Origin of the sequence: Collinsella sp. AF39-11AT (assembly GCF_003474585.1) — a bacterium.
Taxonomy (GTDB): Bacteria; Actinomycetota; Coriobacteriia; order Coriobacteriales; family Coriobacteriaceae; genus Collinsella.
On record NZ_QROG01000018.1, the window covers coordinates 34,028 to 46,193 of the forward strand.

The 12,166-nt window shown below is 59.2% G+C and carries 11 protein-coding genes; 7 read left to right on the forward strand and 4 right to left on the reverse strand.

Annotation, left to right across the window (positions count from 1 at the left end; genetic code table 11):
- Window positions 1-47: 47 nt before the first annotated feature.
- Both DW037_RS07810 and bsh read left to right on the forward strand, forming a co-directional pair.
- On the forward strand, window positions 48-467 hold the full coding sequence (locus DW037_RS07810) for a peptide deformylase (protein ID WP_035137017.1): 420 nt from the start codon (window positions 48-50) through the stop codon (window positions 465-467).
- 131 nt (window positions 468-598) lie between these two features.
- Window positions 599-1,564, forward strand: coding sequence for a choloylglycine hydrolase (gene bsh, locus DW037_RS07815; RefSeq protein ID WP_117636874.1), 966 nt, complete (start codon window positions 599-601; stop codon window positions 1,562-1,564).
- Window positions 1,565-1,666: 102 nt separating this feature from the next.
- Here bsh and DW037_RS07820 read toward each other — a convergent pair whose 3' ends face one another.
- Entirely contained in the window at window positions 1,667-2,578 is a 912-nt protein-coding gene (locus DW037_RS07820) for a DMT family transporter (RefSeq protein ID WP_117629623.1), read from the reverse strand.
- A 118-nt stretch (window positions 2,579-2,696) separates the two neighbouring features.
- On the opposite strand from DW037_RS07820, the gene DW037_RS07825 reads away from it, so the two are divergent.
- Window positions 2,697-3,554 (forward strand): LysR family transcriptional regulator, encoded by an 858-nt coding sequence (locus DW037_RS07825; RefSeq protein WP_233503102.1) that lies wholly within the window; start codon window positions 2,697-2,699, stop codon window positions 3,552-3,554.
- 201 nt (window positions 3,555-3,755) lie between these two features.
- A complete protein-coding gene (locus DW037_RS07830) occupies window positions 3,756-5,237 on the forward strand; it encodes an aminotransferase class I/II-fold pyridoxal phosphate-dependent enzyme (protein ID WP_117629664.1) in 1,482 nt (493 codons plus the stop codon).
- A gap of 199 nt (window positions 5,238-5,436) precedes the next feature.
- Here the strand turns inward: DW037_RS07830 and DW037_RS07835 are convergent, their stop codons facing one another.
- Entirely contained in the window at window positions 5,437-5,847 is a 411-nt protein-coding gene (locus DW037_RS07835; RefSeq protein WP_117629625.1) for a peptide deformylase, read from the reverse strand.
- Between the two features lie 205 nt (window positions 5,848-6,052).
- Here DW037_RS07835 and DW037_RS07840 point away from each other — a divergent pair, with 205 nt between their 5' ends.
- Together DW037_RS07840 and DW037_RS07845 are read left to right on the forward strand one after the other, a co-directional pair.
- Window positions 6,053-7,468, forward strand: coding sequence for an MFS transporter (locus tag DW037_RS07840; RefSeq protein WP_117629626.1), 1,416 nt, complete (start codon window positions 6,053-6,055; stop codon window positions 7,466-7,468).
- Window positions 7,469-7,620: 152 nt separating this feature from the next.
- A complete protein-coding gene (locus DW037_RS07845) occupies window positions 7,621-8,532 on the forward strand; it encodes a hypothetical protein (RefSeq protein WP_035137032.1) in 912 nt (303 codons plus the stop codon).
- A gap of 410 nt (window positions 8,533-8,942) precedes the next feature.
- On the opposite strand, the gene pdxT is transcribed toward DW037_RS07845, so the two are convergent.
- Window positions 8,943-9,530: a pyridoxal 5'-phosphate synthase glutaminase subunit PdxT gene (pdxT, locus tag DW037_RS07850; RefSeq protein ID WP_117790673.1), complete on the reverse strand. Its 588-nt coding sequence runs from the start codon at window positions 9,528-9,530 to the stop codon at window positions 8,943-8,945.
- Window positions 9,531-9,550: 20 nt separating this feature from the next.
- Complete coding sequence (pdxS, locus tag DW037_RS07855) at window positions 9,551-10,441, reverse strand: pyridoxal 5'-phosphate synthase lyase subunit PdxS (protein WP_118373133.1); 891 nt, start codon at window positions 10,439-10,441, stop codon at window positions 9,551-9,553.
- Window positions 10,442-10,584: 143 nt separating this feature from the next.
- Between pdxS and DW037_RS07860 the strand changes: the two genes are divergently transcribed.
- Window positions 10,585-12,024: a PLP-dependent aminotransferase family protein gene (locus DW037_RS07860; protein WP_158571972.1), complete on the forward strand. Its 1,440-nt coding sequence runs from the start codon at window positions 10,585-10,587 to the stop codon at window positions 12,022-12,024.
- The last annotated feature ends 142 nt before the right edge of the window (window positions 12,025-12,166 follow it).

Below are 12,166 nucleotides of genomic sequence, written 5' to 3' on the forward strand. Positions count from 1 at the left end.
AGGTACCGTATACTTAAGCGGTTACAACGACCCCTATGGAGGAACGTATGATTAAAGAGCTTTGCCACGACGAGGCTATCCTGTCCCAGCGTTGCGAGGTTGCGACCGTCGAGGACGAGTCGGTTGCTCAGGACCTGATCGATACCATCAAGTCGCTCGACGATGCCGGCTGCCTTGCCGCTAACCAGATTGGCGTTACCAAGAAGGTCTGCGTCTACCTGGACGACGCCGGCGAGCCCCACGTGCTCTACAACCCCCGTCTGGTGTTTGGCCTGGGCGCCAGCAAGATGGAGGAGAGCTGCCTGACGCACGAGGAGGTCACCAAGTCCACGCGCTATATCAAGTGCAAGGTTGCCTTTGACCAGATCGTCGACGGCAAGATGAAGGAGTGCCGCCGCGATTACGCAGGCTTTGAGGCGCAAATGATCCAGCACATGATTGATCACTGTCTTGGAAAGTTGGTCTAAGGGGACCAAAGCACCGCACCTCGTCGTTTTTAGTCCGGGTATGACATTGTTGTCATGTCCGGACTTTTTTGTTTAGCGCTCCTTTGTTTGGTGACAATGACCTTAGTAAGAACATTGAGCTAGGAGGCGCTATGTGCACGAGCATTCGATTTACCGATAATTCCGGCCACATGTATCTGGGCCGCAACCTCGACTGGAGCTTTGGATACGGCGAGCAGGTTCGCGTGGTGCCCCGCGGGTTCCACATCCCGTACTCGTTTATCGACGATGCGACGGCGGCGCATGCGGTAATCGGTATGTGTATCGATTACAAGAACTATCCCATGTTTTTCGATTGCGGCAACGATGCGGGCCTGGCTGTGGCGGGGCTCAACTTTCCCGGCTATGCCGAGTATGCCGAGGGGCCGGTTGATGGCAAGACCAATATCGCGGCCTACGAGTTTCCCCTGTGGGTGGCGGCGACGTTCTCGACGGTCGACGAGGCCGAGGCTGCACTGCGCGATACGGTGATTGTCGCCAAATCTGCCGGCGAGGGCCTGGGCGTGTCGCTGCTCCATTGGATTATCGGCGACAGCCAGCGCAGTATCGTGGTCGAGATGATGGCCGACGGCCTGCATGTATACGACGACCCGGTCGATACCCTTGCCAACCAGCCGACTTTCCCGTGGCATATGGAAAACCTGCGCACCTATATCACCGCCACCAGCGATTTTCCGCAGACGGCGACATGGCGCGCCGCCGAGCTCAAGCCCTATGGCGCTGGTGCCGGCATGCGCGGTATTCCGGGCGACTGCTATTCGCCGAGCCGTTTTGTAAAGGCGGCCTACCTCAATGCCAATTACCCGCAAAAGGGCAGCGAGGCCGAAAACGTCGTCCGCATGTTCCGCTCGCTCGAGGGCGTGGCGATGATCGAGGGAGCGTCCAAGATGGGCGACGGCAAGTTCGAGAAGACCATCTACACCGGATGCTTTAGCGCGCGTACGGGCAATTATTACTACGCGACCTACGATGACCCATCGATTCGCTACGTGAGCCTGATGGATGCCGAGGGCGCGAGCCCCGATAGGCTCGTGGTTCCCGAGCCGCGTCGTTCGTAGCCCATAGCTTTACTGCAATGCAAAATGGCCCTGCATCTCCCGTGAGGTGCAGGGCCACTGCGACCTGGGCTTTATCCCGCATGCGCCCCGAGAAAATGTCCCTTAAGCGCGCGCTGCCTGGGCGATACCAGCCTTGGTGCTTGCGCGTTTGCCGGCGAGTTCGCAAAAGACCGCGCCGCCGATGATGAGCGCGGCGCCCATCAGGCGGACCGGCGTTATGCCTTCGCTCAAAAGGATGGCGGAGAACACAACGGCCGAAAGCGGCTCGAGGTAGCCGACAACCGCGACGGTCTGCACGGGCAGCCTGGCGACGGCGCTAAAGTAAAGCAGGCAGCCGACGCCGGTGTTGACGACGCCGAGCATAGCGACGGCACGCCAATCGATGCTTGCGGCGATACCGGGGGAAAAGAACGAGGGGGCGCCTTGGGTGACGAGCGTGAGGACCAGCGCGGTCACAAAGGCGGCGCTCACCTGGAGTGCAGAGTTCTCGAGGCCTTCGATGTGTGGCGCGCCTTTGCTGGCGATGACCATCAACGCGTAGCAGAAGGCCGAGGCAATGCCACAGACGATGCCCGCAATGGGCATGTTGCCGCCGAGATCCTGCGCTGCAACGAGAAAAGCGCCGCAGGCGACGGCGATAAAGCCGGCGATTTTGCCCCCGGTCAGTTTTTCGCCAAAGATAAACGGCGAGAGGGCCATGACGATGATGGGGCCGCAGTAGTACAGCAGCGAGGATACGCCGACGCCGATCGTCTGATAGGCGCGGAACAGAAAAATCCAGCTGGCGCCCAACGCAGCTCCCGAGAGGATCAAGGCCACAGCTTCGCGAGGGCGGGATGGCGCCTGCAGTTTATGGCGTTGGGTGATGGCGAGGATGGTGACAAGCGAGAAGGCTCCCAGAAAGGTGCGCAGCAGCACGATATCGGAGCTCGGCAGCGCGATGGCCGCGGCAATGATGCCGTTGGAGCCAAACAACAACAATGCTGCTAAATACGTAATCAGTCCGTTGTTCATGCGCAGCCGCCCCTTTCATATCCCTGCATGTTCACTATGGGTGAGGTTGCCTTAGAAGAAAAGCGAATATAATGCATGGATAACATGACAAAACATCATGCAAAGGCGGAGGCGTGTCGTGGAAACGAATATTCAAAAGATGCAGGTGCTGCTCGAGACAGTGCGCGCCGGAAGCTTTACGCGCGCCGCCGAGCGCCTGAGCTATTCGCAATCGGGCGTGAGCCGCATGGTGGCCGACCTCGAGGCCGACTGGGGCTTTAAGGTGCTCGACCGCAGCCGCGAGGGCGTGACGCTTTCTGCCGACGGGCGGCAGGTCATGCCGGCTGTCGAGGCGCTCTGCGAGGAATTCATTCGCTTGCAGCGGCGTGTGGATGAGATGCGTGGGCTCATGCGTGGCAAAATCTGCATCGGTACGTTTTCGAGCGTGGCGACCCACGTACTGCCGCCGGTGATTGCGCGTTTTCGCGCCGATTATCCAGACGTCGATTACGAGTTGCTGATGGGCGACTATTCAGAGATTGAACAATGGGTGGCGCAGGGCCGCTGCGATCTGGGCTTTATCCCGCATGAGCCCCGAGAAAATGGCATGACATCGCGATCTTTGGTGCGCGACGAGTTGATGGCGGTGGTGCCGACAGACTCTCTGCTTGCTAGTGAGGGGGCCGTTTCACTTGCCGATTTGGCCAACGAGCAGTTTATTCTGCTGGAACGCGGCACCGATGACGAGATTACGCCGCTGTTCCGTCGGGCGGGGCTGACGGTGCGCTCAAAACTGTCGACCTGGGATGACTATGCGATTATGGCCATGATCGAGGACGGCTTGGGCGTGAGCATCCTTCCGGCGCTCATCTTGCGGCGCTGCCAGTTCAATGTCGCCATTCGTCCGCTCGAGGGACGTCCCCATCGGCAGATTAACGCCATATATCGAACGGCCGACGTTTCGCTTGCTGCTGCTCGATTCCTTGAATACCTCTAAACGCGTGCACGTTATTGTCCGCTTTGGGCAAATCTCGGAGTTCGGTACGTTTTCTTATGAAATTGAACTTTCGAATTAGGTACGGCGCTATACTGCTTGCTAAATTGAACCTTGGTTCAATTCGTGTCCTATAAATTGAACTTTGCCAGCAAGGAGGTTCCTGTGGCCCAAGAGACGTTTAGCGATCGCCTGCGACAGACTATGTCCGATCGCGACGTTCGCCAGTCGGACGTGATCCGCGCATCGGAGATGCTCGGCAAAAAACTCGGCAAGAGTCAGATGAGCCAATATGTGAGCGGCAAGACGATCCCGCGGCGTGATGTGGCAGAGCTGCTCGCCCGTATTTTGGAGGTCGATGTTACCTGGCTGCTCGCCGGTGACGCCGATCGAGGCGAGACGTCCTCGTCCCATAACGTTGCCAAATCCGAACCTAGTCCTTCAGCTCAAATTCCAAGGAGCACCACCATGCGTACTTTTTCTAAATCCACCAAGCTCGATAACGTCCTGTATGACGTGCGCGGTCCCGTCGTCGACGAGGCTGCCCGTATGGAGGACGAGGGCGAGCGCATCCTCAAGCTCAATATCGGTAATCCGGCGCCCTTTGGTTTCCGCACGCCCGATGAGGTCATTAAGGACATGCGCCAGCAGCTGCCCGACTGCGAAGGCTATTCCAACTCGCGCGGCCTGTTCTCCGCGCGCAAGGCGATCATGCAGTACTCGCAGATCAAGGGCCTGCCCAATGTTCAGATGGAGCACATCTACACGGGCAACGGCGTGTCCGAGCTCATCCAGCTTTCGATGAACGCGCTGCTCGATAACGGTGACGAGATTCTGATTCCCAGCCCCGATTATCCGCTGTGGACGGCGTGCGCAACCCTTGCCGGTGGACATCCCGTGCACTATCTGTGCGACGAGCAGGCCGATTGGTATCCCGACCTGGCCGATATGGAGTCCAAGATCACGAGCGCGACCAAAGCCCTCGTCATCATCAACCCCAACAACCCCACGGGTTCCGTCTATCCGCGCGAGGTGCTCGAGGGTATCGTCGAGGTTGCACGCAGGCATCAGCTGATGATCTTTGCTGATGAGATCTACGACCGCCTGTGCATGGACGGCTACGAGCACGTCTCCATTGCATCACTCGCCCCCGACCTGCCCTGCGTCACCTTTAGCGGCCTTTCCAAGTCGCATATGATCGCGGGCTATCGTATTGGCTGGATGGTGCTTTCGGGCAACCAGCGCTGCATGAGCGACTTTATTATGGGCATCAACATGCTCTCGAACATGCGCCTGTGCTCCAACGTGCCGGCTCAGTCAATCGTCCAGACGGCGCTCGGCGGACACCAGTCGGTCAACGACTACATCCGTCCTGGCGGTCGTGTGTATGAGCAGCGCAACTTTGTGTACGAGGCGCTCAGCAAGATCGATGGCATCTCGGTGGTCAAGCCCCGCGCGGCGTTCTATATCTTCCCCAAGATGGATGTCAAGAAATTCAACATCACAGATGACGAGCAGTTCGCCCTCGACCTGCTGCACGAGAAGAAGATCCTGATCACCCGCGGCGGCGGCTTTAACTGGGCCGAGCCCGACCACTTCCGCATCGTGTACCTGCCGCGTATGGAAGTGCTCAAAGAGTCGCTCGAGGACCTCGCCGACTTCTTCGATCATTACCGTCAAGCGTAGGGGATTGGATATCTTCCGCTGCGAGGGTTGAGACGTCGCAGGATAGGCATACGACAGCGAGCGAGCCGCATTTGCGCCAAGGTGACGTGAAGCGAAAGGGCGCTGACCTTTTGGTCGCGCCCTTGAAGCTGAACGTCAGATTGGCGTGAATGCGGCTCGCGCAGCGTCAAGTGGTCCGCCGTTCGGTAGAACGGCGGAACTATATAACAATTCCGCAACAGTGGTCGATTTCGTGTTGGATGATCTCGGCGGTGTAGCCCGAGAAGTTTTTGATGCGGTGGACGAAGTTCTCGTCCAAATACTCCACCTTAATGCGACGGTAGCGGGTACAGGGGCGCTCGCCGATCAACGAGAGGCATCCTTCGCTCGTCTGATAGGCATTGACCTGCTCAAGAATTTGAGGGTTGTACATCAGCAGCGTCCTGTTGCCGTCCTTTACGCAGATGATGCGCTTGCGCACGCCGATCATGTTGGCGGCGAGCCCCACGCACTCGTGCTCATGCTCAAGGAGCGTATCCAGGAGGTCCTGCCCGGTCGCGGCATCGTCGGGTCCCGCGTCTTCGGAAGGCAGACGCAAAAAGAACTCGGATTTCATGATGGGCTTAATCATGGCGGGCTCCTCATGTCTCATGCTTTCGTGGACTTTCAATAATAGCGCGGAAGGAAAGCAGCGCGTCCGCGTTACGATCTTTCGACGTTGGACCATGTTGCCAGATTCGTCGTGTTGCGGCATTTGGCGTAAGTCTAGGGCTCATTCTCGCCCTGGACGGTTCCTCCGGGGCGATGCGACGGTCGTTCCAAGAGGAAGGAAATGCATGGGGAACAAATCTCAGCAACAAGTTAGGGCAACGCCATCGGGCACTTCGGCGTTTCTCGTCGTCATGTATATCGCAGCCTTTGTTGCCGCGTTTAACGAGAACATCATTAACGTGGCGCTGCACGACATTATGGCGGCCTTTTCGGTGAGTGCCACCACGGCGCAGTGGCTTGTTTCGGGCTACATGATCGTGACGTCGATCTTTACGGCCATCATGGCCTTTCTGTCCGGACGCTTTTCGACGCGCAAGCTGCTGTTCTTTGCATGCGGCTGCATGGTCGCCGGCGAAGTCCTGTGCCTGGTCGCCCCGTCGTTTGTCGTTTTGCTGCCAAGTCGCATTTTGCAGGCTGCGGGATCGGGCATCTTGTTTCCGCTCATGATGAATGTGGTGCTATCTTGCGCTCCGCGCGAGAAGCTCGGTCTGTATCTGAGCTTGGGCGGTGCCTGCATTACGCTGGGGCCGGCGTTTGGACCTGTGATCAGTGGTCTTATGTGCACGTTGTTTGGCTGGAGGGCGGTGTTCCTAGTGCCGCTGGTGGGCGGTGTTGTGGTCGCTGCGGCGGGTGCAAAGCTCGTTCGAAATGTCGGAGAGCGCCTGGATGTTTCGCTCGATATCCTGTCGGTTATTTTGCTCGCCGCCGGCATTACGGCGTTCGTGTATTCCGTAGGCGAGTTCTCGGCCAATGTGATGGCCGGCATCGTGACGCTTTTCGCCGCGGTTGTGCTGCTCGGCCTGTTTGCGGCCCGTCAGCTCAAGCTCGTCCATCCGGTGCTCAACGTGCGTCCCATGACGAGCGTTCGTTTTTGGCCTGCCTGTCTGCTTGTGGTGGTGTCGATGATGACGACGTTCTCGATGAGCGTTTTGTTGCCGCTCTATTTTGAGGGCGCATACGGCATGACCGCGCTTGTCGCGGGCCTGCTCATTTTGCCGGCAATTGCCTGCAACGCCGTGACCTCGATTGTGGGCGGACGCGTGATGGATGCCCATGGCGCATGGCCGCTGCTACCGGTCGGCTTTGCCCTGATTGCCGTGGGGCAGACTGCCATCTCGATGACGGCGGCAAGCATGAACATCGGCGTCGTCGTGGCGCTGACCGTTGTGGTGTATGCCGGAGTCGGTTTGGTGCTGAGCCCCTCGCAAACGGCCGGCTTGGAGACGCTGCCCGCCGCTGAGCATCCTCACGGAACGGCATTGCTCAACACGTGGAACATGATTGCCGCATCGTTTGGCCCGTCGCTGTTTATCGGCCTGCTCTCGAGTTCTGCGGCGGCTGCCGGTGCTGCCGGCGTGGCGACGGACGTTGCCCAGGCGATTGGATTTGCAGCCGCCGTGCGCATGGCGGCCGTGATTGCCCTGGTTGGCTTCGCGGTGTCGGTTGTGTACGCTCGCCGCGAGTCGCACATGTCGCATTAATGTGTGCACATAGATTCTGCAGCTAGATTAGCGGACGACACCATAAACTAATGGACGTTTTGCCGAGAGGCATGAATGTTTAAAGCGCAAAGAGTGCGCGACGGGCCCCGCGAATGGGGCGATGATGCCCGAGAGGGCCAAGAAGGAGTCTCATGTCCGAGAACGAAGAGATCATGAACGAGACCGAGAACGAGACCATGGCTGCCGAGGTCGAGGCAGTCGAGACCGTGGAGACCGAAGCTGCCGAGGTTGAGGCTGCTGACGAGGTTTCCGCCGAGGAGGAGGCCGAGGTTGTCGAGGCCGCCGTTGATTACGATGACGAAGAGCTGATGGACAAGATGCAGAAGGCCGCCCGCCTGCTGCGTAGCCGTCGCTTTGCTATTTCCAAGGAGGAGGAGGCCAAGGCCGAGCGCATGGCGAACATCGAGCGCGCCATCAAGCTGCTTGACCTCAAGCCCAAGATGGAGCAGAAGGAGATGTCCGACCTGCTGGGCATGCGCCTTCGTGAGCTCGATGGCCTGATGGCCGAGGCCGAAGCTGCCGATCTGGTCGGCCGCATCGACGACGCCGAGGGCGATATGCGCAAGATCGTCGTCTTCGCTGCCGAGGATGCCGCCGAGGGCCTGGTCGAGCTTGCCAACAAGAAGGAGAAGCTCCTGCCCGAGCTTTCTTACGAGGAGGCCACCGAGCTGATGGCTGCCCTCGATAAGGTTATCGCTCCGCTCGTCGCCATGGGCCTGGACGAGGACCGCGGTCCTCGCGGTGGCCGTGACGATCGCGGTGGCCGTGGCGGCGACCGTGGTGGCCGCGGTGGCTTTGGCGATCGCGGTGGCCGCGGCGGTGACCGTGGCGGTCGCGGTGGCGATCGTGGCGGCCGTGGCGGCTTTGGTGACCGTGGCGGCGACCGTGGCGGTCGCGGCGGCTTTGGCGGCAACCGTGGTGGCTATGGCGACCGCGGTGGCAACCGTGGCGGCTTCGGCGGCAACCGTGGTAACGACCGCGGCGGTCGCGGCGGCGATCGCGGCGGCCGCAACGGTGGCGGCTTCCGCGGCAACCGCTTCTAATTAGTTACGCGGTTCTACGAACCGCGTAACCAGTTGACGCTGCAAACGCCCCTAAGCGGCAATCTGACGTTCAATTTCAAGGGCGCGACCATAAGGTCAGCGCCCTTTCATTTCACGTCACCTTGCTCGCTTAGGGGCGTTTTCGCTGACTTATGCTCAACCTGCGGCGTTGTCTTGCTCCGGGGGTGGCAGTTGGGGACGTTCCTTTTCTGCCGGTAGTTTGGGACACTCCTTGTCAGGTAGTCATTGGGGACGTTCTTGTTTGACTAGTCGTTTAAGAACGTCCCCAACGACTACATAGGATGAGAGTGGATAATCTCCCGGTTTGAGCCTGCATTCAAGCTCAAAGTGGGAGATTATCCACTCTCATTTGTTGTATGTCCGAAAATCCACGCTCGTTTAAATTCTGCCTACATTTGCAGGAACAGTTCGTGGAGGTGGGTGTCTTCATCGAGCTCGGGGTGGAAGGTGACGCCGAGCTGGTTGCCCTGGCGGGCGGCGACGATGCGGCCATCGACGTTAGCCAAAGTCTGGGCATTGCCGTGCACTTCGACGATGCGGGGCGCACGGATAAACGTCAGCGGCACTTCACCGTCGATGCCGGCTACCTGCCCCTTGGCTCGAAAGCTGCCGAGTTGCCTGCCGTAGGCATTGCGCTCAACGAGCACATCCATGGTTGCCAAGCGCGGCGTCCCCTTATCGTCGTGGGCGGCAAGATCGCGCGCTAATAGAATCAAGCCGGCGCAGGTGCCCAGGACGGGCATGCCCTCAACAATGCGGGTGCGAAGCTCATCGAGCATACCAAGCTCGGCAAGTAACTTGCCCTGAACGGTGGACTCGCCGCCGGGGAGGACCAGGCGGTCAAAGTTCTGCTGCAAATCGGCCGCCTGCCTCAGCTCAATACAACGTGCGCCCAGCTCGGATAGCCTTGCCTCGTGCTCGGCAAAAGCGCCTTGGACCGCCAGCACGGCGACCGTCTGGTCTGCGTAATCGCTCATGTGCGATCCTTTCTGCTGGACTAGCGTCCGCGCTCCTCCATGATGATCTCGATCTCGTCGGCGTTGATGCCCACCATGGCCTCGCCCAGGTCCTCAGAAAGTTCGGCAATGAGTTTGGCGTCGGTGAAGTTTGCCACGGCCTTAACGATGGAGGCGGCGCGCTTGGCGGGGTCGCCGCTCTTAAAGATGCCCGAGCCGACAAAGACACCCTCGGCGCCCAGCTGCATCATCAGCGCGGCGTCGGCGGGGGTCGCTACGCCGCCGGCGGCAAAGTTCACGACGGGGAGCTTGCCCGTGGCATGGACCTCGCGGACCAGCTCGACCGGCACCTGCAGCTGCTTGGCTGCCTCAAAGAGCTCGTCGTCACGCAGGGCAACTACGTCGCGGATCTGCTTTTGGATCTTGCGCATGTGGCGCACGGCTTGGACGACGTCGCCCGTGCCCGGCTCGCCCTTGGTGCGAATCATTGTGGCGCCCTCGGCAACACGGCGCAACGCTTCGCCCAGATCGCGGGCACCGCAGACAAACGGGACGTCAAACTGGGTCTTATCGATGTGGTAGACATCGTCGGCGGGGGAGAGAACCTCGGACTCATCGATGTAGTCGATCTCGATGGCCTGAAGGACCTGCGCCTCGACGATGTGACCGATGCGGCACTTGGCCATGACGGGGATGGAGACGGCCTCTTGAATGCCCTTGATCATCTTGGGGTCACTCATGCGCGACACGCCGCCGGCGGCGCGGATGTCGGCCGGGATGCGCTCGAGAGCCATGACGGCGCAGGCGCCTGCCTCCTCGGCGATACGTGCCTGCTCGGGCGTGGTGACGTCCATGATGACGCCGCCCTTGAGCATCTGCGCGAGCTCGCGATTGAGTTTGACGCGATCGGCCTTGCTGGTCTGTTCTGCCATGGTTGCTCCCTTGGTTGGCATGTACATTGCTTGACGGAACATCCTATCGGGGAGCTGGGTATGGCGAAATACTCAGTTTTCGAGATAATAACAAGGTCAGACTAATGCCAGATTGAATGATTCGATAAGGTCAGGTGATGCCCATGCTTGACTACAATTTGGAAAATCGCGGCGAAGCATCGCTCTATGAGTATGTTTACCAGCAAATTCGAGATGATATCGTTGCTGGACGCATTGCGGCGGGGGAGCATCTGCCGTCTAAGCGCGCCTTTGCCAGTCATCTGGGAATCAGTGTCATTACCATCGAGAACGCATATAGCCAGCTACTTGCCGAGGGCTATATTTGCTCAATGCCGCGTCGTGGCTACTACGCTTGCGAGCTTCCGGATGCACCGGTCTTGGCTTTGGCTGCGGAGGGCATCGACCGAGATGCCGTCTCTGTGGGCCCCAGTGCGCGTGATGTCAACGGACAGGTCGAGCGATTCGATGCGCTTTCTCCTTCCACTTTGGAGGCGGCGCGGCTTTGGCAAAGCGCACTGCGGGCGACGCTGGCATCCGAAGACGAACGCGAAATCTTTTCGACTGCGCCGGCACAGGGCACCGCTCGGCTACGACGCGCAATTGCTCACCATTTACGCGGGACAAGGGGCATGAATGTCGATCCCGACAACATTGTTATCGGTGCGGGCGCCCAGCTGCTCGATACCATGTTGGTTCAGCTGCTTGGAGCCGACAAGGTATATGCCGTTGAGAATCCGGGCTATTTGCGGCTGACGCGCATCTACCAGGCTATGGGTTGCGAAGTTCGACATATCCCGTTGGATGACGACGGCGTGGACCTGAGCGCTCTGCAGAAAACTGGGACCGATGTTCTTCACCTGATGCCGTCCCATCAGTATCCGACCGGCCTTGTGGCGAGCATTGCACGTCGCTATGCGCTGCTGAGCTGGGCCGCCGAGCGACCAGGTCGGTATCTCATCGAAGATGACTTTGATTGTGAGTTTCGCCTTGCCGGGAAGCCGATTCCCGCGCTCGCGTCGATCGATGCCGCCCAGTCGGTTATCTACACCAACACGTTTTCGAAGAGCCTTTCATCGGCGTTGCGTTTGGCGTACATGGTGTTGCCCGATGAGTTAATGGAGCGGTTTAGGCGCAACCTTGGTTTCTACGCCTCGTCGGTGAGCTCTGTTGACCAGGTCGCTTTGGCGCGTTTGCTGGAATCGGGTGATTACGAGCGACATGTGAACCGCGTGCGCGTTCGTGCTCGCGAGGCGCGTGATGGCCTGATGGCGCTTGTGCGGAAGGTATTTCCGGCAGGAGAGGTCTCGATCGAGCATGCAGACGCGGGCCTTTACTGCATCGTGGTTGCGGAGCGTGGCGCGGGCGGAAGCTCTTTTACGCGGGCACTTATGCACTCGAATATCCCTTATATCGATATCGGTGACTGCTTTTGGTGTGCCGATGGCGCATCTGTCCCTAAAAACTTGGCTCGAATCCTTGTTCAGTATGACGATTTGAGTCCAAATGCGCTAAACACCCTGGAATCACAGCTAATGGGGGTGCCCTCTAGCCTAAGTGAGTAGACTTTTGGCGTTATGCCGACCAGACCGTTTTGCAGCAAGTCGTCTACCTGCGGCTTTGCAAGACAAGATGGCCTGCCTGCTCGGGAGTTTCCAAAAAGGGCTCTTCGGTGGTTTCTGTGGGAGAGATTCCGGCATAGGCCCA